Genomic DNA, 22,077 nt, shown 5'->3' with positions numbered 1-22,077 from the left:
TTCGCCCGCGAAGCGCCTTTCCCACACAGCCGGTCACCCCCTTGAACGAACGCCCGATGTCCACCGCCTTACGCCCCTCGGCCTGTCCGGGGTTGCTGCGTATCGTCCCGGCGCTGGACGGCGGTATCTGCCGGATCAAGCTGGCCGGCGGGGCGATCAGCGCGGCCCAGGCCCGCGCGGTGGCCGATGCGGCCGAGCGTTATGCCGGCGGGGTGATCGAGGCGACCAACCGCGCCAACCTGCAAATCCGCGGCATTGGCGCCGAGCATCAGGCTCTGATCGCCGATCTGTTGGCCGCCGGCCTGGGGCCGACCACCGCGGCCGGCGATGATGTGCGCAACCTGATGCTCAGCCCCACGGCCGGGATCGACCGGACGCTGCTCATCGACACCCGGCCCCTGGCCGCGCAGATTCTCGCCACCTTGCAGAGCCATCCGCGTTTTCATGAGTTGTCGCCCAAGTTTGCCGTGCAGCTCGACGGTGGCGAAGCCCTGGCCATGCTGGAGCATCCCCATGACCTGTGGCTCTCGGCGTTCGAAGGCGCGGGCGACCCCTGGCTGGCCTTCGGCCTGGCCGGCTGCCCTGGGGACCTGCCCCTGGCCAGCGTGGCGCTGGAGGATGGGCTGGCCCTGGTGGTGGCGGTGCTGGAGCTGTTTCTCGACCTGGCCCGCCCCGAACAGACCCGCATGCGCCAGCTGTTGGCGGAACGCTCGGCGGCTGAACTGCTGGCGCAGGTATCCGCGCGCTTGCCGGGGCCGGTGATCCGGGTGGGCGATTGGCAGCGCGTGGCCCCATCCGAGCCGCTGCATATCGGTACTTATCCACAGCGGCAACCGGGCCAGGTCTATGTCGGCGCGGTCACGCCCCTGGGGCGGCTGGACCCGCCGATGCTGCGCGGCGCAGCGCAACTGGCCGAGCAATGGGGCGACGGCAGCCTGAGGTTCACCCCCTGGCAAAGCCTGTTGCTGCCGAACCTGCGGGCCGAAGACGCGCCTGAAGTCACGCGCCGCCTGCAACAGCTGGGTTTTCTCTGCTCGCCAGAGCAGCCCCTGGCCCACCTGATTGCCTGCACCGGTTCCAGCGGCTGCGGCAAGGCCCTGGCCGATACCAAGGGCGACGCGGTGAAGCTGGCCGCCTTGCTCCAGCACCACGGCCTGGACGTACACCTGTCCGGCTGCTCGCGTTCCTGCGCCGCCGCCCATGTGGCACCGGCTACTTTGCTGGCCGTCGCCCCCGATCGTTACGACCTCTATTTTCGCGATGCCGCGCAGCCGGGTTTCGGCACGCTGCACGCCCGCAACCTTTCCCTTGAAGCGGCCGGCGCATTGCTCGATGCCCGCCCACGGAGCACCCTTGATGATTGATTACATCCGCGACGGTCAGGAGATCTATCGCAACTCCTTCGCGATCATTCGCGAGGAGGCCAGGCTCGATCGCATTCCCGCGGACCTGGAAAAACTCGCGGTGCGGGTGATCCATGCCTGCGGCATGGTCGATGCCATCGACGGTCTGCAATTCTCCGAAGGCGCGGGCCAGGCCGGGCGCGTCGCGCTGGCCGCCGGGGCGCCGATCCTCTGCGATGCGCGGATGGTGGCCGAAGGCATTACCCGTGCCCGTCTGCCGGCGAACAATCAGGTGATCTGCACCCTGCGCGACGAGCGCGTGCCGGAGCTGGCCCGCGAGCTGGGCAACACCCGCTCGGCGGTGGCCCTGGAACTGTGGCGGCCGTACCTGGAAGGCAGCGTGGTGGTGATCGGCAACGCCCCGACCGCGTTGTTCTACCTGTTGGAAATGCTCGACGTCGGCGCGCCGAAACCGGCGCTGATCCTTGGCTTCCCGGTAGGCTTCGTCGGTGCGGCCGAGTCCAAGGCGATGCTCGCCGCCGACAGCCGCGGCGTGCCTTTTGTGATCATGCAAGGTCGCCTGGGCGGCAGCGCCATGGCCGCCGCCGCCGTCAACGCCCTGGCCACGGAGATCGAATGATGCAGCAACCTGGACGTTTGATCGGCCTGGGCGTCGGCCCCGGTGATCCGGAACTGATTACCATCAAGGCCCTGCGCCTGCTGCGCGAATCGCCGGTGGTGGCGTACTTCGTCGCCAAGGGTAAAAAGGGCAATGCCTTCGGCATCATCGAAGCGCACCTGCAGGACGCACAGACCCTGTTGCCACTGGTCTACCCGGTGACCACCGAAGTGCTGCCGGCGCCGCTGTCCTACGAGCAAGTGATCAGCGACTTCTACGACACCGCCAGCGAGCAGCTGGCCGAACACCTGGACGCCGGCCGCGACGTGGCGGTGATCTGCGAAGGCGACCCGTTCTTCTATGGCTCCTACATGTACCTGCACGACCGCCTGGCCGAGCGTTACCAGGCCGAAGTGGTGCCGGGGGTGTGCTCGATGCTCGGTGGCGCATCGGTGCTGGGCGCGCCGCTGGTGTATCGCAACCAGAGCCTGTCGGTGCTCTCCGGCGTGCTGCCCCATGACGAACTCAAGCGCCGCCTGGCCGATGCCGACGCGGCGGTGGTGATGAAGCTGGGGCGCAACTTCCCCAAGGTGCGCCAGGTGCTCGAAGAACTGGGCCTGGCCGAGCGCGCGCTGTACGTTGAGCGCGCAACCATGGCCAACCAGAAGATCGTACCGCTGGATGAAGTGCAGCCGATGTCTTCGCCGTATTTCTCTCTGATCATCGTGCCCGGTGAAAGGTGGCAAGGTTGATGGCCCGTTCCGCGCCGGCCATCGTCATCCTTGGCCAAGGCAGCCTGGCGACTGCGCGCAAACTTCAGCAGCTGTACCCGGACGCCTTGATCCACGGCCTGGCCGAACGGGTCGAGGGCGCCGACCGCCCGTACCAGGAGTTCGGCGCGACCCTGCGCCAGCTGTACCAACAGGACACGCCGATCATCGCCCTGTGCGCCGCGGGCATCGTCATCCGGACCCTGGCGCCGCTGCTGCTGGAGAAGGGCGCGGAGCCGCCGGTGCTGGCCGTGGCCGAGGACGGCAGCGCCGTGGTGCCGTTGCTCGGTGGCCTGGGCGGGGTGAACGTCATGGCCCGGGAAATCGCTGCTGGCCTGGGCGTGGCGGCGGCCATCACCACCAGCGGTGAGCTGCGCTTCGGCACCTGCCTGCTCAACCCACCCAGCGGCTATGCCCTGGGCGATCTGGAGCTGGGCAAGCGTTTCGTCTCCGACCTGCTGGGCGGGGAAAGCGTGCGCATCGAAGGCGCCGCGCCCTGGCTGGCCGAGGCCCGGTTGCCGCAGGACCAGCAAGCCCGGCTGACCATCCGCGTCGGCTCGGCCGAGCGCGAGCCGGCCGCCAACGAACTGCTGATCTATCCGCGCAGCGTGCTGATTGCCTGCAACGGCAAGATCACTGGCGCCGATGCGCTGCGCGATGCCTTGCATCAGAAGAAGATCGCCGTGCAATCCGTCGCCTGCCTGCTGGCCGCCGACTGCGACATGGCCAGTCCTGTCTTGCGCAAAGCCGCCGCCGAGCTGGGTGTGCCCCTGCGTTTCGCCCCGGCCGCCAGCAGCGTCGCCGAGCTGGCGCAACAGGCCGTGCCGCAACTGCTGCCGCCGCTGAGCGTGGGGGAAGACATCGCCATTGCCGTGGCCAGCCAGCCGCTGGACCCGCAGCAGATCGGCCGCCCCCGTGGTCGCCTGGCGGTGATCGGCCTGGGCCCTGGCGCCGCCGAATTGATGGTGCCGGCGGTGAAAGCCGAACTGGCGCGGGCCAACGATATCCTCGGCTACGAAACCTATGTGCGCATGGCCGGCCCGTTCCGTGCCGACCAGGTCATGCACTGCACCGACAACCGTGAAGAAATGCAGCGTGCGCGCCACGCCTTCGAGCTCGCCGCCCAAGGCCGCTCGGTGGTGGTGGTGTCCTCCGGCGACCCGGGTGTCTTCGCCATGGCCGCGGCGGTGCTGGAAGCGCTGCATGAATCCAGTGAGCCGAGCTGGCATCAGGTCGAGCTGGAAATCCTTCCCGGAGTTTCCGCTTCCCTGGCCACCGCCGCACAGGCTGGCGCGCCGCTGGGCCACGACTTCTGCGTGCTGTCGCTGTCGGACAATCTCAAGCCCTGGGCAATCATCGAGAAGCGCCTGGACCTGGCGTCCCAGGCCGACCTGGCGCTGGCCTTCTACAACCCGATCTCGCGCTCGCGTCCTTGGCAGCTGGGGCGCGCGCTGGAGATCGTGCGTCAGCACCGCACCGCGGATACGCCGGTGGTGCTGGGGCGGGATATCGGCCGTCCGGGGCAGACCCTGCGGGTTACCACCCTGGGTGCCCTGACTCCGGAGCAGGTGGATATGCGCACCATGGTGTTGGTGGGGTCTTCCACCACCTGCGTATTCCCCAGGGCTGGAGGTGGGGAGTGGGTCTATACGCCGAGGTGGTACGGCCAGAAGCCATAGGCCTGCCTTGCTCCCGGGCGGCTGTATGGTTCCGCCGTTATGGCGAGGGCATGTTTTTGTAGGAGCGAGGCTTGCCCGCGATGGCGTCCGTGCTGGCGCTGCATTTTTTGGACGGTGTACATATCCGTTCCTGCGGTAACGGCGGCTGGCGGTTTCGCCCTTACGGCCATCCCTTTCAAGGTCTTTTCGTTTTGGCAGCCTTGATGACCCTGTCTGTTGAAACGTGGGCATGTACCGCCGTCCCTTGAACCCATGTCCTGGGCTTGGGTACCTTGGGGCCTCGTTGGCTTTTGGCGACTTGCTTGGGTTGAATGTTCTTGGCTAATTCCAACAAGCGCTGGGCCAGTTTTTCCATTGAGACGATCGGTAGATATTCGACGGGCAGAGCGATCTGCATGCCCTCATATCCAGCTCTGACCTGGATCGCCAAGTGATAGATCGAAGCCTCCCAGCCCTCAGGCTGAGTCTCTCGATGAGCGTGTTCGACGCTGCGCTTGAGCAAGGCCAGTACGTTGTACGCCAGCACGGCAGTGGTGAATCCAAGCAAGGCAGCTCGTGGACTGCCGAGAGATTCAATTTCACTTTCCAGAATGGCTTCCAGTCGCTGGAACATCCCTTCAATACTCCAACGACGGCGATAGAAGTCCGCGATCTGCGGTGCGCTGATGCTCTCGGGCAGGTTGCTCCAGAACATCAAACTGCGGTCACCTGAGTCGTTTGGTGAATGGAGCGTCAACTCGATGCGTCGCCACTGATGCCCCCCTCTTACCTCAATGCTTTGTTCACGCACCGTACCTGTTGCAACAGGCAAAGATGCTTGCCACTCGCCCTCTTGAATCAGGCGCGGGTGCTTGGCCTGCTGGCGAATGACAAATGACGTTTTCACTTGTTCACAGGCCTCCATTACAGGAAGCGTGCAGTAGAGCCGATCAGCGATCCAAACCTGGTTCGTCTTGGCATCGGCCAGTAGCGGCAACACGCAGACTCGCTCGCTTGCGTAGGCGTCTTCGCAGGGTTGCAGGTCAATGACCTGATCCAGGTCGGGATCGTAGACCACGACCGAGAATCCGGGACGAGCCGCTCCGCGCTCGTGCCGTAGTGCTCCAAGGCGCTTTTCGGTGGACGCCAGGTGGCTGCCGTCTACCACCCGAACCTGCCAATCGGGCAGCATGGCTGAGCCCCCCAACTCCTTGATCGTCGGAGTCAGGCGCTGCGCGCAACCTGTGACCAAGGCGCGCAACAGAGCCGGTTCGGTACGGCTGACCTTGTCGTAAAGGGCCGCCAGGCTAACCGGAAGATCCTCCAGCTGCTTGGCCGCGGCATGTAATGACGGCTTCAAGCCCAATGAAACAAGGGACATGAGCTTAACGATGGTTGAGAACAGCAATTCGCGGGAGTACTGCCGTTGCCGGTGTTCTTCGAAAACCTGATCGACCCACTCCGGCGCAATGGCTTGCTCCAAGGCAAGTTTGGCCATCACGCTGGCAGGTGCTTTTTTCTCGAATCGCGCTAGTACATCGGCCCACATCGTTCGGGTCTTCCTGACTGAATTTCAGCGGATTTTACCCAAGACCTTGAAAGGGATGGCCCTTACGGCGAGTCACTTTTTTTCAAACGCCAAAAAAAGTAACCAAAAAACGCTTGCCCCTGCGTACGGCCTTCGCTGCGCTCAGGTTCCCTCGCTCCGGTGTCCATCAGGGGGCATCGACTCCGGTCGGCTTCGCTTCGACCTCCATACGATGTCCTCGACTGCGTCGAGGGGCGCTGCGCGCCATCCCCCTGATGAACACCTCCGCTCAGCCTCCCGATGGGGCGGGTGGATCAAGATCAAAAGCCAAAGCCAAAGCCGGGCGCGACCTACCGGTCGGCGCGAAACTCTGTAGCCGCTGCCGAGCTTGCGAGGCTGCGATCGACCGCGCAGCGGGCGCAGGGATCTCGAAACCGCAGGAGGACCTTCGGTCCTATCGCAGCCTCGCTAGGGCTCGGCAGCGGCTACAGGAGGTAGGGTCGCCCCCGGTCGGTGCGGCAAGTCTGGTTCTGCGGAAGGTAATGGCAACACTTTGACGGTTGCCGCTGATTTTTTGCGAAGCCATAGTTGCCCGGTCGCCGACGCATCGGCGGCCGATCTTAGCCGGTCGGAAAGCATCTCTATGAATGCTTAAGCGCCATCCATTAACATGCTGGCGCTTTTTGCTGCATGGCACCTTCTATGGCAGCTGTGCGCGGGACACCTTCGGGTGTGCCGGGTTTCTCATAGGCTGCACCCGGTCGGCTAACCCTCGTACAGCTGCCACCCTTTTGTTTAGCCGCTCAGGGTGGTTGTTCTTCAGCAACCTATGGAGATATACCCGTGACGGATTTCATCCCCCTACAAAGCAATCTCACCCCCACCCCGATTTTCCATCTTGACCGCAACGCGCCTGCAATTGATCTGCATGGCGGTGCGGTGCAGCGCATCAAGGCCTCGCGGGATCTGATGCACAGCCTCAATTGCCTGAGTGTCAAAGGTGTGGGCGATCAGGATCTGATTCATTTCGTCAACGCCGCCCACCTGTTGCTACAAGACGGCTGCGACGCCCTGGATGCCTTGCAGTGGCAACTGCAGGCATAAAAAGTCCACCCCAGAAACAGCACAGGCTCACTGTCCCCAGTGAGCCTGCTCGTTCTTGCCGCTTAAAGCTTGAAGCTTGCCGCTGCCCCTAACCCAGGTACCCCTTGACCCCGGTAAAGATGATCTGCGCCGCCAGGGCGCAGACGAACAGGCCCATCAGTCGGCTGACGATCTGCAAGCCTTGCTCGCCGAGGATCCGTTCGATGCGGTTGGACAGGTAGAGCACCACGCCGACGGTGAAGCTGGCCAGGGCGATGCTGAGAATCGCGGTGAGTTTGTCGTCCCAGTGCGGCTGGCCGACGCCCATCACCAGCAGGGCGCCGATGGTGCCGGGGCCGACGGTCAGGGGGATGGTCAGCGGCACGATGGTCACGTCCTGCTGCACGTTGTCGGTCTGGATCGCCGACTTGCCCTGGGCCATGCCCAGCGCCGAGATGAACAGCACGCTGCCCGCGCCGATGCGGAAGGCATCCACGGTGATGCCGAACACGCTGAAGATCACCCGTCCGAACAGGTACAGCAGCACGCTGGAGGCCAGGGTCGCCAGGGCGACGTTCCACGCCAGGCGCCGACGTTCCTTGTTGGAGTAGCCGCGAGTCAGGCTGATGAAGCAGGACAGGACGAAGAAGGGGCTGTAGAGCACCAGCATCTTCAGGTACACGCTGAACAGCACATGGAGCATGGCGCAAACTCACAGCGAGGGAGGGCGAGCGGAGTTTAACAGGCGTTTGTCGTGCTGTCGGCTCAGGACGGTTGCGCCGTGGTGCGGTTCTGCAGGTCGCGCTGCGCCACCCAGTGCTCGATCAGTTCGCGCAGTTGCGACAGTTCCACCGGCTTGGCCATGTGCCCGTCCATGCCGGCCTGCCGCGCGCGTTCCTTGTGCTCGGTGAGGATGTGCGCGGTCAGCGCCACCACCGGCGTGCGCACGCGCTGGTTGCCGACTTCCCAGGCCCGCAGCTGCTGGGTGGCGGAGAAGCCGTCGAGGATCGGCATTTCGCAGTCCATCAGCACCAGGTCGTAGCGCTGGGCCTTCATCGCTTGCAGGGCTTCCTCGCCGTTGCTCGCGGTATCGGGCTGCAGGTTGAGCTTGCCGAGCATGCCGCGAATCACCTTGGTGGAAATGCTGTTGTCCTCGGCCACCAGGATGCGGAAGTCGCTCGGTACCTTGACCGGCACCGGAACCCCGCTCAGCGCATGGGGCTGATGCGGCACGAACTGGCCCTTGTTGCGCTGGGTCAGCTCGTCGGCCAGGGTGGTCTTGAGGGTATAGCCGGCCACCGGCTTGGCGAGGATGCGCTTGACTCCGGCGTTGCGCGCGATGACCTTGCTCGGCGCGTTGCTGATGCCGGTGAGCATGATCAGCAGGATGTCGTGGTTCAGGCTCGGGTCTTCCTTGATCTTGGCCGCCAGTTGCATGCCGGTCATGCCGGGCATGTTCTGGTCGAGCAGCACCACGTCGAAGTAGTCGCGCAGGTGCGCCTTGGTGCGCAGCAGGGCCAGGGCTTCCTTGCCCGAAGGCACGGCGCTGACGTTCAGGCCCCAGGCGCTGCATTGCTGCACCAGGACCTTGCGGCAGGTGTCGTTGTCGTCCACCACCAGCACCCGCGCCCCTTGCAGCGGGCCATCCAGGTCGGAGGTCGGGTGCTCCAGGCGTTCCGGGTCCAGCGGCAGGGTCAGCCACAGGGTGCTGCCCTGGTTGGCGCTGGTCTTGATCCCGAACTCGCCATGCATCAGCAGGATCAGCTGGCGGGCGATGACCAGGCCGAGATTGCCGCCCAGGCGGGTGCTGGCGAGGAAGTTCTTGCTGTGCAGTTCCGAGTGCAGCAGGGCATCGCGCTCTTCGGCTTCCATCGGCTGGCCGCTGTCCTGCACGGCGATGCGCAGGCGCGGTTTGCTGGTGCGCTCGTCCAGCGCGACCACCACCAGGACCTCGCCTTCGTCGGTCTTCTTCAGGGCGTTTTCCAGCAGGCTGAGCATGGCCTGGCGCAAGCGGGTCGGGTCGCCGCTGATCACGCGCGGCACCTGCGGCTGGATGAAGCTGATCAGCTCGACGTTCTGCTGCTCGGCCTTGGCGCGGAAAATACTCAGGCAGTCTTCGATCAGTGCATTGAGGTCGAATTGCACATCGTCCAGCTCGATCTGCCCGGACTCGAGCTTGGAGATGTCGAGGATCTCGTTGATCAGGGTCAGCAGCTCATTGCCGGCGCTGTGGATGGTCTGCACGTAGTCGCGCTGCTTGACCGACAGCGGCGTGCCCAGCAGCAGTTCGGTCATGCCCAGCACGCCGTTCATCGGTGTACGGATCTCGTGGCTGATCTTCGCCAGGAACTCGGCCTTGGCATTGACCTCGGCGTTGCTGGCGGCGAGGTCGCGGCTGACGCTGAACTCATCCTCGGTGATGCTGCGCTGGCGCTCGCCCAGGGCGATGCTCATCGCCCACCCGCTCAGGCACATGGTCACCAGCAGGGTGACGATCAGCCCCTGGGGCGCGACCATGGTCAGCCCCAGCAGCGCCGGCAGCACGATCAGCGCACCGATGTTGAAGATGCCCATGCCGGCCACGAAGTAGCGCGCCGGGCGGTAGCCTTTGTGCCAGTGATAACCGGCGATGAACAGCATGCTCAGGCCGACCAGGGCCACCAGGCCGTAGGTGATGAGATTCAGCGGCTGCGAGTCGACGAACAGCAGCAACAGGCTGCACAGGCCGACCATCAGGATGTCGACCAGCAGCAGCTTGTTCAGCGGATGCGGGCCCAGCGGGGCGAAAAAGCGATAGACGAACATCAGCCCGCAAGGGGTGGTCAGCAACAGCGCGAGGTAGGCACCAGGGGTCTGTATCGCATGCCAGTCCGGCAGCCAGGGGCCGAACAGGTTGAGCATCAGCGCCAGGCTGAGCATCACCAGGGCTTCGCAGGATGCCAGCCACAGGCTGCTGCGCGAACGAGTGTAGGCGTAGCGCACCAGGTTGTGCAGCATCAGCATGCCCATGCAGCCGAACAGCAGGCCGTAGAGCACGCTCTGGCCCTGATTGGCCGCGGTCATGACCGCCGGTTGCAGGGTGATGTAAGGGCGCAGCTGATGGTCGGAGACCAGGCGCAGATAGACATCGAGGGTCTTCTGCTCCTGTGGCAGCGGCAGCATGAAGTCGCTGCTGGGCAACGGCCGTTCGGCCTGGGGTTGTTGGGTGCCGGAGGTCAGCTGCTCGACCAGGTTGTCGCCGTCCAGCACATACATGTCCAGGCGTGACAGGTCGGGCGCGAAGATCCGCAGCAGTTGTTCGTGCTTGCCCGGTTGCAGTTTGAAACGCAGCCATAACGCGCCTCCGGGTTCGGCGGCGGTGATGCGTTCCAGTTCGATCGGGCTGAATTGATTGGTGTAGCGCGGGGAGCGGATATCGCTCAGTTGCAGGTCGGCCTGTTCATCGAGCAAAACGGCCCAGTTACTGCCTTGTGCGGCCTGGGCCGGGATCAAGCAGAGCAGGGTCAGCAGAGTGACGGTGAAACCTATGGCAGTCCTGAGCCAGCGCACGGCGAAATCCCTTCGTAGGTTGATGCCAGATTATAACTATGCGCGGCGCTGGAGCCGTCCGGCAAGGGCCTGGGGCGCCTGCCGGACGGGAAGACAGGATTACTCCTGATTTTCGCCACGCTCGCGGGCAATGGCCCGGTAACCGATGTCTTTGCGGTAGAAGCAGCCTTGCCAATCGATCTTAGCTGCCAGTTGGTAAGCCTGCTGCTGCGCGGCACTTACGCTGTCGCCCAGGGCGGTGGCGCAGAGCACGCGGCCGCCGGAGGTTACCACTTGACCGTCCTTGAGCGCGGTACCGGCGTGGAAGACTTTGCCTTCCAGTTTGGCGGCTGCGTCCAGGCCTTCGATCAGCGCGCCTTTGGCGTAGTCACCAGGATAGCCGCCGGCGGCCAGGACGATGCCCAGGCTCGGACGTGGATCCCATTGCGCTTCGACCTTGTCCAGCGCCTGGGCCAGGGCGGCCTCGACCAGCAGCACCAGGCTCGACTGCAGGCGCAGCATCACCGGTTGGGTTTCCGGGTCGCCGAAGCGGCAGTTGAACTCGATGACCTTCGGGTTGCCGGCCTTGTCGATCATCAGGCCGGCGTACAGGAAACCGGTGTAGACGTTGCCTTCGTCGGCCATGCCGCGCACGGTCGGCCAGATCACCTGGTCCATCACGCGCTGGTGCACGTCGGCGGTGACTACCGGAGCAGGGGAGTAAGCACCCATGCCGCCGGTGTTCGGGCCGCTGTCGCCGTCGCCGACACGTTTGTGGTCCTGGCTGGTGGCCATGGGCAGCACGTTCTTGCCGTCGACCATGACGATGAAGCTGGCTTCCTCGCCGTCGAGGAACTCTTCGATCACTACACGCGAACCAGCGTCGCCGAAGGCATTGCCGGCCAGCATGTCGCGCACGGCGTCTTCGGCTTCGGCCAGGGTCATGGCGACGATCACGCCCTTACCGGCGGCCAGGCCGTCGGCCTTGATCACGATCGGCGCGCCTTTTTCCCGCAGATAAGCCAGGGCTGGCTCGATCTCGGTGAAGTTCTGGTAGTCGGCGGTCGGGATCTTGTGGCGAGCCAGGAAGTCCTTGGTGAAGGCTTTCGAACCTTCCAGCTGGGCCGCGCCAGCGGTCGGACCGAAGCAGTCCAGGCCGCGGGAGCGGAACAGATCGACCACGCCGGCGACCAGCGGGACTTCCGGACCGACGATGGTCAGGGAAACGTTCTTCTCGGCGAAGTCGGCCAGTTGCTCGAGGGCCAATACGTCGATGGCCACGTTCTCGCACTTGGCTTCGATGGCGGTGCCGGCGTTGCCCGGGGCAACGAAGACTTTCTCGACCCGTGGGTCTTGAGCGACTTTCCAGGCCAGGGCGTGTTCACGACCGCCGCTACCAATGATCAAAACGTTCAAGTCAGACTCCTTCGGAGGAAGCTATAAGCCGCAAGCTGCAAGTTAAGAGCAATCTGGATCGCTCTGAAGTGCTGCGTGCAGCTTTGAATTAGGAAGGCTGCAAGGGCAAGGCAAGAGCAACTGCGGTCGGCTCTGCCTTGTCGCTTGCAGCTTGAAGCTTGTGGCTGCTCTTAGTGGCGGAAGTGGCGCATACCGGTGAAGACCATGGCAATGCCAGCTTCATCGGCGGCGGCGATCACTTCGTTGTCGCGCATCGAGCCGCCTGGCTGGATCACCGCGGTGATGCCGACCTTGGCCGCGTTGTCGATACCGTCGCGGAACGGGAAGAACGCATCGGATGCCATGACCGCGCCCTGCACTTGCAGGCCGGCGTGTTCAGCCTTGATCGCGGCGATACGGGCGGAGTTCACGCGGCTCATCTGGCCGGCGCCGACGCCGATGGTCTGACGGTTCTTGGCGTAGACGATGGCGTTGGACTTGACGAACTTGGCCACTTTCCAGGCGAAGATCAGGTCGTGGATTTCCTGTTCGGTCGGGGCGCGCTTGGTCACCACTTTCAGGTCGTCGGCGCCGATCATGCCGATGTCGCGGCTCTGCACCAGCAGGCCACCGTTGACGCGCTTGTAGTCCCAGGCCGGAACACGGTCCGCCGACCATTGGCCGCAGGCCAGCAGGCGCACGTTGGCCTTGGCGGCAACGATGGCGCGGGCTTCCTCGCTGACCGAAGGGGCGATGATCACTTCGACGAACTGACGCTCGACGATGGCCTTGGCGGTCTCGGCGTCCAGTTCGCGGTTGAAGGCGATGATGCCGCCGAAGGCCGATTCGGTGTCGGTGGCGTAAGCCAGCTCGTACGCCTGGCGGATACCGCCTTCAGCGTCCGGGCTCACGGCCACGCCGCACGGGTTGGCGTGCTTGACGATGACGCAGGCCGGCTTGACGAAGCTCTTCACGCATTCCAGCGCGGCGTCGGTGTCGGCCACGTTGTTGTACGACAGCTCCTTGCCTTGCAGCTGGGTAGCGGTGGCGATGCCGACTTCGGCAGGCTTGGCTTCCACGTAGAACGCCGCACTCTGGTGCGGGTTCTCGCCGTAGCGCATTTCCTGGGCCTTGATGAACTGGCTGTTGAAGGTGCGCGGGAATTCGCTGCGGCCTTCGGTGGTCAGGGTCTCGGCCGCCTGGTTCACGGTGCCCATGTAGTTGGCGATCATGCCGTCATAGGCCGCGGTGTGTTCGAAGGCCTTGAGCATCAGGTCGAAACGCTGGGCGTAGGTCAGGCCGCCGGCCTTCAGGCTTTCCAGGACGTTGGCGTAATCGCTGGCATTCACCACGATGGCCACGTCTTTGTGGTTCTTGGCCGCCGAGCGGACCATGGTCGGGCCGCCGATGTCGATGTTCTCGATGGCGGTCGGCAGGTCGCAGCCCGGCTTGGAGATGGTGGCTTCGAACGGGTAGAGGTTGACCGCTACCAGGTCGATCGGCTTGATGCCGTGCTCGTTCATGATGGCGTCGTCGATACCGCGACGACCGAGGATACCGCCGTGGATTTTCGGGTGCAGGGTCTTCACCCGGCCGTCCATCATTTCCGCGAAACCGGTGTAATCCGCGACTTCTACTGCGGCCACGCCGTTGTCCTGCAGCAGTTTGAAGGTCCCGCCGGTGGAGAGGATCTCCACGCCCAGGGCTTCCAGCTCCTTGGCGAATTCGAGGATCCCGGTCTTGTCGGAAACACTGATCAAGGCGCGGCGGATCGGCAGGCGGGTAGTCTGGTCGGTCATCTCAATTTCCATCAAAAGCAAAGGAGTCAGCAAAAAAGGCGACCGGTTTTACGCGGGCGCCTTTCTGGTTTGATTGAATGCTTACAGCAAATCGTACTGCTTGAGTTTCTTGCGCAGGGTGCCGCGGTTCAGACCGAGCAGCTCGCTGGCCTTGGTCTGGTTGCCCTTGACGTAGTTCATCACGCTTTCGAGCAACGGAGCCTCGACTTCGGAGAGCACCAGGTTGTACACGTCCGTGACGGCCGCGCCCTCAAGGTGGGCGAAATAATTGTGCAGCGCCTTCTCGACACTCCCGCGAAGGGTCTGGCCTTCTTCGCTCGGTGTATTGAGGTGCTGTTTCAAATTCACGTTGTCGCTCACGGGTGCTGTTCCACTCACTAAAGTCTCGGTCATCATCGTCATGCGGCCACCCCCTCTCCGTCCCCTGTCACCAGGCTCTTGTAACGCTCGGCAAAGAACTCACGAACGTTGGCGCACTGTGCTTCCGTATCTTCCAAACGATTGAAGTGGGCGCGAAACTCCCTGGCGCCCGGCAGGGTTGCGAGATACCAGCCCACATGCTTGCGAGCAATGCGTACGCCCATGACATCGCCATAGAAGGCATGCAGCGCGGCCAGATGCTCAAGCAGAATACGTTCCACCTCGAACAGCTCAGGTGCCGGCAGGGTTTGACCGGTACGCAGAAAATGCTCGATTTCACGAAAAATCCATGGCCGCCCCTGAGCGGCCCGGCCAATCAACAGCCCGTCGGCACCGGTAGCGTCGAGGACGTAGCGGGCCTTTTCGGGCGAGTCGATATCGCCGTTGGCGAAGACCGGGATCGACACCGCCTGCTTGATCGCAGCGATGGTGTCGTACTCGGCAACACCGGTGTACAGGTCGGCCCGGGTCCGGCCATGGACCGCCAATGCCGTGATACCTGCCTGTTCGGCGATCTTCGCCACCGTCAGGCCGTTCTTGTTCGCCCGGTCCCAGCCGGTACGGATCTTCAGGGTGACCGGCACATCGACTGCGGCCACCACGGCCTGCAGGATCTCGTTCACCAGATCTTCATCTTTCAGTAACGCGGAGCCGGCGGCCTTGTTGCAGACCTTCTTTGCCGGGCAACCCATGTTGATATCAATAATCTGTGCGCCCAACTCGACGTTGGCGCGGGCGGCATCCGCCAGCATCTGTGCATCGCCACCGGCGATCTGTACCGAGCGCGGCTCGGGATCACCCTCGTGGATCATGCGCAGACGCGATTTGCGACTGTTCCACAAACTCATGTCGCTGGTGACCATTTCCGAGACTACAAGGCCTGCACCCAACCGCTTGCAAAGCTGACGAAAGGGCTGGTCGGTGACTCCCGCCATGGGGGCGAGAATCAAGCCGTTGTGCAATGTATATGGGCCGATGCGTACCGCCGACATAGGACTTCCCTGTTGTGGGGCCGGATCATGAGAGTTCGAAAAAGGGTTGGCATGATACCCGCTCTCGATGACCGGATAAAGGCTGAATTGGATAAAATCTGAACAGTTATTCTGTTATCGCCAACGGTTTGGTCCGCTGGGCAGCAGTCAGAAAACCGTCGTCAATCCAGCGCGGCCTTTGCTCGGATGGCCTGTCTTACTCGGGCGAGTGAAAGCTTAGGCTGTAGTTGACGGCCTTGGGGCCCGGATCGAGGATGTCCAGCGCGATGTGGATCGGCGTCTGCGGCGGCATCTCCGACACGCCTTCGAGTTCACCCTTGACGTATTCGCCGGGCTTGAAGCGACGACTGGCGATCAGATGGCCGTTGAGGTCGGCGAAACGCAGCTCCAGCAGCGGGAAGGGCTGGGAGAACGGCGCGCGGTTGTAGATGATCGCATCCACTACCAGGGCGCCGCTGAAGTCCGGGTGGCTGCGCACCACCAGGTTGCTGCTCTTGATGCGACCGATATCGACCTTCGAGGGCACGGTGCAACCCAGTTCCGGGCACAGTTGCTGGAACCAGGGGCGGTACTGGTCCTGGCGCGCCAGTTCGTCGAAGTGATAGGCAATGTACTGGCCCGCCAGGCCGGCGGCGGCCAGCAGGATCAACAAACTCCAGAGCAGGCGGCGGCCCCAGGGCGAGCGGCGCTTTTGCCAGTCCAGCTGGATCGGGTCGTCTTCCAGGTCCAGCAGCACGGGGTCCGGCGCCTCGGGCTCGGCGCGGCCACGCTTGTTGCGTCGTGGCGTCGGGCTGGCTGGCGGCTCGATCTCATCGGGCTCGTCGGCCTTCAGGGAGCTGTGCGCTGGCATGGGCTCCAGGTCGTCGTCCGGGAGCAGGGAGGGCGCCTTGGGTTCGTCTTCCAGATCGTCCAGGTTGAAGGACAGCGACGGTTCGGTACGCCCGGACCGGCCGGCATTGACGGCGGCCGGCTCGGTTTTTTCGTCGAGGTCGTCGCTGCTGCCGGGTGGCTGGCTGAACAGGCTGTCGGGCCAGTGTTCCTCTTCGGCTTCCGGCTGGTCGCGGCGGGCACTGAGGGTGTCTTCCCTGGCGGCGCGCTCCTGGCCAAAGGCCTTGGTCGGCTGGATTTCCCGCTGTTCGAGCTTGGCCAGCTCCTCGTCCAGGTCGAGGCTGTCCAGGTCGAGTTCGGTGGCGCTCCACTGCTTCTGGCTGATGGCGCGCGGTGGCGGCGGGGTCAGCGGTTCGGTAGGGGTGGCCGGTGTGGAAAGTGCAGCGACAGCGTCCTTGCCAGCGCGTTGCTCAAGCAACTGCCGTGCGGCGTTGAACACCTGCAGGCACGAGCCGCAGCGCACCACGCCCCGGGCCACGCTCAACTGAGCGTGGCTGACGCGGAAGCTGGTCTGGCAATGCGGGCACTGGGTGACGAAACTGTCGGTCATGCGGCGATCCGGTTCATGCAGGCGGCCATTCTAGCGCCGACGGCCGGTGATGCGTACCCAGCCATCGAGGTTGGCGATAGGATCCAGGTCGAAGTCCTGGGCGTAGGCGGCCGCGACTTCTTCACCTTGTTCGGCGAGGATGCCCGACAGCGCCAGGCGTCCGCCGCTCTTGACCAGGCGGGACAGTTGCGGCGCCAGGGAAACCAGCGGGCCGGCGAGGATATTGGCGACCAGCACGTCCGCCTGGACCTGTGGCAGGTCTTCCGGCAGATAGAGCGGGAATAGTTCTTCGGCGATGTTGTTGCGCCCGGCGTTGTCGCGGGAGGCTTCCAGGGCCTGCACGTCGATGTCGGTGCCCACCGCCTGCTTGGCGCCCAGTAGCAGGGCGGCGATCGCCAGGATCCCCGAGCCGCAACCGAAGTCCAGCACGTTGCAGTCTTTCAGGTCCTGGCCGTCGAGCCATTCCAGGCACAGCGCGGTGGTCGGGTGCGTGCCGGTGCCGAAGGCCAGGCCCGGATCGAGCAGCAGGTTGACCGCGTCCGGCTCGGGAGCGGCGTGCCAGCTGGGGACGATCCACAGGCGCTGGCCGAAACGCATCGGTTGGAAGTTGTCCATCCAGCTGCGTTCCCAGTCCTGGTCTTCGATCACTTCGCTGTGATGTTCGGGCAGCGGGCTGCCGGTCAGCAGCTCAAGGTGGGCCAGCACGCTGGCAGCCTCGGTGCCGCCTTCGAACAGGGCCAGCAGGTGAGTGTGATTCCACAGCGGGGTGGTGTTGAGTTCCGGTTCGAAGATCGGCTGATCCTCGGCGTCCATGAAGGTCACCGAAACGGCGCCGACTTCGAGAAAAGCGTCTTCGTAGGTTTCGGCTTGTTCTGGGCTGATGGCGAGACGGACTTGCAGCCAAGGCATGGCGGGCACCTTTGAAATATGTAATGTGCAGCCTAGCGGGCTGCGAGAAGCGCGCAAGTTTACGCGAGCAGGAAGCAGAAGACGACACGCCAGGCGCCATTTCCACTTGCCCACACCGCCTCTCTGTAGGGGCGAGCTTGCTCGCGATGCCTGCAGGGGCGCCGCGTAACACCAGGAAAATGCGTGTTGTCGCTGATGCCCCTATCGCGAGCAAGCTCGCTCCTGCTGGAGGGGCAGAAACGACAAGGCCGCTCGAAAGCGGCCTTGTCGGTCTGGTGCGGTGTCGATCAGTGTTGACCGGCCAGCTTGTGCTCCAGGTAGTGAATGTTCACACCACCTTTGCAGAAGCCTTCGTCACGAGTCAGGTCGCGGTGCAGCGGAATGTTGGTCTTGATCCCGTCGACCACGATTTCGTCCAGCGCATTGCGCATGCGCGCCATGGCTTCTTCACGGGTTGCCCCGTAAGTGATCAGCTTGCCGATCAACGAATCGTAGTTCGGTGGAACCGCGTAACCGCTGTACAGGTGCGAGTCGACGCGTACGCCATTGCCGCCCGGAGCATGGAAATGCTTGACCGTGCCTGGGCTTGGCATGAAGGTTTTCGGGTCTTCGGCGTTGATCCGGCATTCCAGGGCGTGGCCACGAATGACTACGTCCTTCTGGGAGATCGACAGCTTGTTGCCAGCGGCGATGCTCAGCATCTCCTTGACGATGTCGACGCCAGTGACCATTTCCGATACCGGGTGCTCTACCTGCACGCGAGTGTTCATCTCGATGAAGTAGAAACGACCGTTCTCGTACAGGAACTCGAAGGTACCGGCACCGCGGTAGCCGATGTCGATGCACGCCTTGACGCAGCGCGCGAAGACTTCCTGGCGAGCGGTTTCGTCGATGCCCGGGGCCGGCGCTTCTTCAAGCACCTTCTGGTGACGACGCTGCAGGGAGCAGTCGCGGTCGCCCAGGTGGATCGCGTTGCCCTGGCCGTCGGACAGTACCTGGACTTCCACGTGGCGTGGGTTGGTCAGGAACTTCTCCAGGTAGACCATCGGGTTGCCGAACGCCGCGCCCGCTTCGGAGCGGGTCAGCTTGGCCGAGGAGATCAGGTCTTCTTCTTTATGCACCACGCGCATGCCGCGACCACCGCCGCCGCCAGCGGCCTTGATGATCACCGGGTAGCCGACTTCACGGCCGATGCGCAACGCGGTTTCTTCGTCTTCCGGCAGCGGGCCGTCGGAACCGGGAACGGTCGGTACGCCGGCAGCGATCATCGCGTGCTTGGCCGATACCTTGTCGCCCATCAGGCGAATGGTCTCGGCTTTCGGGCCGATGAAGGCGAAGCCGGAGTTCTCGACCTGCTCGGCGAAGTCGGCGTTTTCCGCGAGGAAGCCGTAGCCTGGGTGAATGGCGGTGGCGCCAGTCACTTCGGCGGCCGCGATGATCGCCGGAATGTGCAGGTAGGAGTGCGCGGCGGAGGCCGGGCCGATGCAGACGGATTCGTCTGCCAGACCCAGGTGCATCAGTTCCTTGTCGGCCTTGGAGTAAACGGCGACGGTCTTGATACCCATCTCTTTGCAGGCACGCAGGATCCGCAGGGCGATTTCACCGCGGTTGGCGATCAGAACTTTTTCCAACTTCGCAGACATCGTTGGCTCTCCGCGGTTCAAACGATGGTGAACAGCGGTTGGTCGTACTCAACCGGCTGGCCGTCTTCGACGAGGATGGATTCGATCACACCGCTGGTTTCAGCTTCGATGTGGTTCATCATCTTCATGGCTTCGACGATGCACAGGGTGTCGCCTTTCTTCACGCTCTGGCCGACTTCAACGAAGGCTGGCGAGGTTGGCGAGGATTTGCGGTAGAAGGTGCCGACCATCGGCGAACGGGCAACGGTGCCGTTCAGCGCTGGGGCAGCTGGAGCTGCTGGTGCAGCGGCGGCGGCCGGAGCGGCAGCGGCAGGTGCGGCGGCCGGAGCAGCCATCGGTGCCGGTGCGTAGTACTGCTGGGCTGGAGTCTTGCTGTGGCGGCTGATGCGTACGGACTCTTCGCCTTCCTTGATCTCCAGCTCGTCGATGCCGGACTCTTCCAGCAGTTCGATCAGTTTCTTAACTTTACGGATATCCATGAATCATCAACTCCCAAGGGTCGGTCAGGGGCGTTTAGCTTGTTGTTCAAGCTGCTCTAGTGCGGCCTCCAGGGCCAGTCGGTAACCGCTGGCGCCAAGGCCGCAGATCACTCCCACCGCAACGTCGGAGAAGTAGGAGTGATGGCGGAAAGGTTCGCGTTTGTGCACGTTAGACAAATGCACTTCGATGAATGGGATGCTCACCGCCAGCAGCGCGTCACGTAATGCGACACTTGTATGCGTAAAAGCTGCTGGATTGATCAGAATGAAGTCCACGCCTTCATCGCGGGCAGCATGGATACGGTCGATCAATTCATACTCGGCGTTGCTTTGCAGGTAGAGCAAATGGTGGCCGGCCTCGCGAGCCCGGCGTTCCAGGTCCTGGTTGATCTCAGCCAGGGTGACTGCGCCGTAGACCCCCGGTTCACGGGTGCCGAGCAGGTTCAGATTGGGTCCGTGAAGCACCAGTAGGGTCGCCATCTGCCGTTCCTTGTTTTATCTGTGGGCCATTATTCAGAACCCGGCGACTATGCCGCAAAGCCTTTGTGACTGTCCAGTTCTCTGCAATAGGCAGCACGATGACCGATGTTTACGCGAAATATGTGACCAACTGACTAATTCCGGTCATTCGCTGCGGCAATGCGTTCGGCGAAGTCCGCGGCGCTGATTTCGCCGACCACGCGCACATCGGCACGTTCGACGCCATCTTTGCCGAAGAACATCAGCGCCGGCGGGCCGAACAGGTGGTAGCGGTCCAGCAGGGCGCGCTGTTCGCGGTTGCTGGCGGTGATATCGAAGCGGACCAGGCGATAGCCCTGCAGGCGTTCGACGACCTGGCGGTCGCCGAGCACCTCGCGTTCGATGACTTTGCAACTGATGCACCAGTCGGCGTACCAGTCGAGGAGCAGTGGGACTCCCGCGTTTCGGGCATCGGCCAGGGCCTGGTCCAGCTCGCCGGGGGTGGTGACGGTCTGCCACTGGCCGGCGCTGGTTTTCTCAGGGCTGTTGCTGGTGGTCGCGACCGGTGCGCGGGCGAGCGGGCTGAACGGATCGGTCTGGCCGCTGAATGCGCCGTACCAGCAGGCCAGGGCATACACCAGCAGGAACAGCCCGCACAGCTGCGCCAGGCGCGCGCGCGGTGCCTTGTAGACAAATTCCAGGGCGCCGAGAAACAGGCCGACACCGGCCGCCAGCGCACCAATCAGCAACAGGCTGACCTGGCCCGGCAAGACCCGGCTCAGCAGGCCGATCGCCAGGCCGAGCAGCAGCACGCCAATGGCGTTTTTCACGTAGACCAGCCATGGCCCGCTTTTCGGCAGCCAGGCCGCGCCGCCGGTGGCCACCAGCAACAGCGGCGCGCCCATGCCCAGGCCCAGGGCGAACAGTTTCAGGGCGCCACCCAGGGCGTCGCCGCTGGCGCTGATATACAGCAGGGCGCCTGCCAGCGGCGCCGAAACGCACGGCGATACCAGCAGGCTGGACACCACGCCGAGAACCGCCGCGCCCCACAGCGAGCCGCCTTCGGTGCGCCCGGCGATGCGTTCCAGGCGTTGGCTGACAAAACGCGGCAGCTTGAGTTCGAAGACATCGAACATCGCCAGGGCGAACACGACGAAGAACAACGCAAAAGGCACCAGCACCCAGGCCGATTGCAGGCGCGCCTGCAAATTGAGCTGGGCGCCGAACAGCCCCATCAAGGCGCCGAGCAGGGCGAAACAGGCGGCCATCGGCAACACATAGGCCAGCGACAGATTGAAGCCGCGCCAGCCGCCGACCTGGCCCTTGAGGACCACGCCGGACAGAATCGGCAGCATCGGCAGGACGCAGGGAGTAAAGGTCAGGCCGATGCCGGCAAGGAAGAACAGCGCCAGTTCGCGCCAGCTCCAGCCGGTTTTCCCACTGTCGGTAGCGGGGCTGCCGGCACTTGAGGCATTGGCAGAAGAGGCGGCGCCATCGATCTGCAAACGCTCGGTTTCCGGTGGATAACACAGGCCCTTGTCGGCGCAGCCCTGGTAGGTCACGACCAGGGTGAAGGCCCGTTGATCTGCGCCGATGCGCGGCAGTTCGACATCGACAATGCCGTGGTAGACCTCGACGTCGCCGAAAAACTCGTCGTGTTTCTGTTCACCCTTGGGCAGTTGGGCGGCACTCAGGGCGATGTCGGCGGGCTCGGCGCGGAACTGGAAGCGGTGGCGATAGAGGTAATAACCCTCGGTGGCGACAAAACGCAGCTTGATCGATTGCGGCGTGCCTTGTAGCAGGCTCAGCTGGAACGCTTCGCGCACCGGCAGGAAGTCGGCGCTGTTGTTGATCGAACCCAGGGTCGAACTGGGGCGGCTGTCCAGCAGCCCGGCGGCGGTCGCCGGCAGGGCAAGCACGAACAGCATCAGGCAAAGCAGGAGACGCATGGCAATCTCGCGAATCGAAGGTGTGCGCATGATAGCGGAGAGCGGCTGACTCTGCGCATGCGCCC

General features: G+C 63.8%; 18 protein-coding genes. 5 read left to right on the top strand and 13 right to left on the bottom strand.

Features of this window, described 5'->3' with window-relative positions; translation table 11 throughout:
• Positions 1–56 precede the first annotated feature (56 nt).
• From cobG to cobJ, 4 genes are read left to right on the top strand one after another with little or no spacing between them, the layout of a single operon-like run.
• The gene (gene cobG / locus NRG23_RS16020) at positions 57–1,364 is read left to right on the top strand and encodes a precorrin-3B synthase (protein ID WP_306674805.1); all 1,308 of its coding nucleotides are present in this window, start codon (positions 57–59) and stop codon (positions 1,362–1,364) included.
• Positions 1,357–1,983 carry a precorrin-8X methylmutase gene (locus tag NRG23_RS16015; RefSeq protein WP_257375056.1) on the top strand — a complete coding sequence of 209 codons (627 nt, stop codon included), beginning with the start codon at positions 1,357–1,359 and terminating at the stop codon, positions 1,981–1,983. Before cobG ends, NRG23_RS16015 begins: the two co-directional genes overlap by 8 nt.
• Entirely contained in the window at positions 1,983–2,714 is a 732-nt protein-coding gene (locus NRG23_RS16010; RefSeq protein ID WP_124355543.1) for a precorrin-2 C(20)-methyltransferase, read from the top strand. The genes NRG23_RS16015 and NRG23_RS16010 overlap by 1 nt, the downstream gene beginning before the upstream one ends.
• Positions 2,714–4,411, top strand: a complete 1,698-nt coding sequence (cobJ, locus tag NRG23_RS16005; RefSeq protein WP_257375055.1) for a precorrin-3B C(17)-methyltransferase — start codon at positions 2,714–2,716, stop codon at positions 4,409–4,411. The genes NRG23_RS16010 and cobJ overlap by 1 nt, the downstream gene beginning before the upstream one ends.
• Positions 4,412–4,586: 175 nt before the next feature.
• Here the strand turns inward: cobJ and NRG23_RS16000 are convergent, their stop codons facing one another.
• Positions 4,587–5,888, bottom strand: coding sequence for an IS4 family transposase (locus tag NRG23_RS16000; protein ID WP_080577987.1), 1,302 nt, complete (start codon positions 5,886–5,888; stop codon positions 4,587–4,589).
• An 873-nt stretch (positions 5,889–6,761) separates the two neighbouring features.
• Here NRG23_RS16000 and NRG23_RS15995 point away from each other — a divergent pair.
• Positions 6,762–7,022, top strand: coding sequence for a hypothetical protein (locus NRG23_RS15995; RefSeq protein ID WP_028681593.1), 261 nt, complete (start codon positions 6,762–6,764; stop codon positions 7,020–7,022).
• A gap of 88 nt (positions 7,023–7,110) precedes the next feature.
• Here NRG23_RS15995 and NRG23_RS15990 read toward each other — a convergent pair whose 3' ends face one another.
• From NRG23_RS15990 to NRG23_RS15935, 12 genes are all read right to left on the bottom strand, one after another.
• Positions 7,111–7,704, bottom strand: a complete 594-nt coding sequence (locus tag NRG23_RS15990; protein ID WP_009046767.1) for a MarC family protein — start codon at positions 7,702–7,704, stop codon at positions 7,111–7,113.
• Between the two features lie 62 nt (positions 7,705–7,766).
• Complete coding sequence (locus tag NRG23_RS15985) at positions 7,767–10,550, bottom strand: hybrid sensor histidine kinase/response regulator (RefSeq protein WP_257375054.1); 2,784 nt, start codon at positions 10,548–10,550, stop codon at positions 7,767–7,769.
• Positions 10,551–10,649: 99 nt separating this feature from the next.
• Positions 10,650–11,945: a phosphoribosylamine--glycine ligase gene (gene purD, locus NRG23_RS15980; RefSeq protein ID WP_009046769.1), complete on the bottom strand. Its 1,296-nt coding sequence runs from the start codon at positions 11,943–11,945 to the stop codon at positions 10,650–10,652.
• 170 nt (positions 11,946–12,115) lie between these two features.
• On the bottom strand, positions 12,116–13,723 hold the full coding sequence (gene purH / locus NRG23_RS15975) for a bifunctional phosphoribosylaminoimidazolecarboxamide formyltransferase/IMP cyclohydrolase (protein WP_016703773.1): 1,608 nt from the start codon (positions 13,721–13,723) through the stop codon (positions 12,116–12,118).
• 81 nt (positions 13,724–13,804) lie between these two features.
• Complete coding sequence (gene fis / locus NRG23_RS15970) at positions 13,805–14,125, bottom strand: DNA-binding transcriptional regulator Fis (RefSeq protein ID WP_007921650.1); 321 nt, start codon at positions 14,123–14,125, stop codon at positions 13,805–13,807.
• Positions 14,122–15,135 (bottom strand): tRNA dihydrouridine synthase DusB, encoded by a 1,014-nt coding sequence (gene dusB, locus NRG23_RS15965; RefSeq protein WP_007921649.1) that lies wholly within the window; start codon positions 15,133–15,135, stop codon positions 14,122–14,124. Before dusB ends, fis begins: the two co-directional genes overlap by 4 nt.
• Positions 15,136–15,331: 196 nt before the next feature.
• Entirely contained in the window at positions 15,332–16,573 is a 1,242-nt protein-coding gene (locus NRG23_RS15960) for a DUF3426 domain-containing protein (RefSeq protein WP_257375052.1), read from the bottom strand.
• A 30-nt stretch (positions 16,574–16,603) separates the two neighbouring features.
• On the bottom strand, positions 16,604–17,482 hold the full coding sequence (gene prmA, locus NRG23_RS15955) for a 50S ribosomal protein L11 methyltransferase (protein ID WP_063428109.1): 879 nt from the start codon (positions 17,480–17,482) through the stop codon (positions 16,604–16,606).
• A 287-nt stretch (positions 17,483–17,769) separates the two neighbouring features.
• Positions 17,770–19,125: an acetyl-CoA carboxylase biotin carboxylase subunit gene (accC, locus tag NRG23_RS15950; RefSeq protein ID WP_007921646.1), complete on the bottom strand. Its 1,356-nt coding sequence runs from the start codon at positions 19,123–19,125 to the stop codon at positions 17,770–17,772.
• A gap of 17 nt (positions 19,126–19,142) precedes the next feature.
• Positions 19,143–19,604: an acetyl-CoA carboxylase biotin carboxyl carrier protein gene (accB, locus tag NRG23_RS15945; protein WP_009046774.1), complete on the bottom strand. Its 462-nt coding sequence runs from the start codon at positions 19,602–19,604 to the stop codon at positions 19,143–19,145.
• Between the two features lie 24 nt (positions 19,605–19,628).
• Positions 19,629–20,084, bottom strand: coding sequence for a type II 3-dehydroquinate dehydratase (gene aroQ, locus NRG23_RS15940; protein WP_007921644.1), 456 nt, complete (start codon positions 20,082–20,084; stop codon positions 19,629–19,631).
• A gap of 134 nt (positions 20,085–20,218) precedes the next feature.
• On the bottom strand, positions 20,219–22,012 hold the full coding sequence (locus tag NRG23_RS15935; RefSeq protein ID WP_257375051.1) for a protein-disulfide reductase DsbD: 1,794 nt from the start codon (positions 22,010–22,012) through the stop codon (positions 20,219–20,221).
• Positions 22,013–22,077: the final 65 nt, after the last annotated feature.

This window comes from Pseudomonas sp. T8 (assembly GCF_024610635.1).
GTDB classification, from domain to species: Bacteria; Pseudomonadota; Gammaproteobacteria; order Pseudomonadales; family Pseudomonadaceae; genus Aquipseudomonas; species Aquipseudomonas chlororaphis_I.
Note: the sequence above shows the minus strand (reverse complement) of the source record. Positions and strands in the feature narration are given on the sequence as shown.

Bases quoted from the DNA above. Each gene is read 5' to 3' on its own strand.
- cobG (WP_306674805.1), top strand. From the start codon at position 57: ATGTCCACCGCCTTACGCCCCTCGGCCTGTCCGGGGTTGCTGCGTATC.
- NRG23_RS16015 (WP_257375056.1), top strand. From the start codon at position 1,357: ATGATTGATTACATCCGCGACGGTCAGGAGATCTATCGCAACTCCTTC.
- NRG23_RS16010 (WP_124355543.1), top strand. From the start codon at position 1,983: ATGCAGCAACCTGGACGTTTGATCGGCCTGGGCGTCGGCCCCGGTGAT.
- cobJ (WP_257375055.1), top strand. From the start codon at position 2,714: ATGGCCCGTTCCGCGCCGGCCATCGTCATCCTTGGCCAAGGCAGCCTG.
- NRG23_RS16000 (WP_080577987.1), bottom strand. From the start codon at position 5,888: ATGGCCAAACTTGCCTTGGAGCAAGCCATTGCGCCGGAGTGGGTCGAT.
- NRG23_RS15990 (WP_009046767.1), bottom strand. From the start codon at position 7,704: ATGCTCCATGTGCTGTTCAGCGTGTACCTGAAGATGCTGGTGCTCTAC.
- purH (WP_016703773.1), bottom strand. From the start codon at position 13,723: ATGACCGACCAGACTACCCGCCTGCCGATCCGCCGCGCCTTGATCAGT.
- fis (WP_007921650.1), bottom strand. From the start codon at position 14,125: ATGACGATGATGACCGAGACTTTAGTGAGTGGAACAGCACCCGTGAGC.
- dusB (WP_007921649.1), bottom strand. From the start codon at position 15,135: ATGTCGGCGGTACGCATCGGCCCATATACATTGCACAACGGCTTGATT.
- NRG23_RS15960 (WP_257375052.1), bottom strand. From the start codon at position 16,573: ATGACCGACAGTTTCGTCACCCAGTGCCCGCATTGCCAGACCAGCTTC.
- prmA (WP_063428109.1), bottom strand. From the start codon at position 17,482: ATGCCTTGGCTGCAAGTCCGTCTCGCCATCAGCCCAGAACAAGCCGAA.
- accC (WP_007921646.1), bottom strand. From the start codon at position 19,125: ATGTCTGCGAAGTTGGAAAAAGTTCTGATCGCCAACCGCGGTGAAATC.
- accB (WP_009046774.1), bottom strand. From the start codon at position 19,604: ATGGATATCCGTAAAGTTAAGAAACTGATCGAACTGCTGGAAGAGTCC.
- aroQ (WP_007921644.1), bottom strand. From the start codon at position 20,084: ATGGCGACCCTACTGGTGCTTCACGGACCCAATCTGAACCTGCTCGGC.
- NRG23_RS15935 (WP_257375051.1), bottom strand. From the start codon at position 22,012: ATGCGTCTCCTGCTTTGCCTGATGCTGTTCGTGCTTGCCCTGCCGGCG.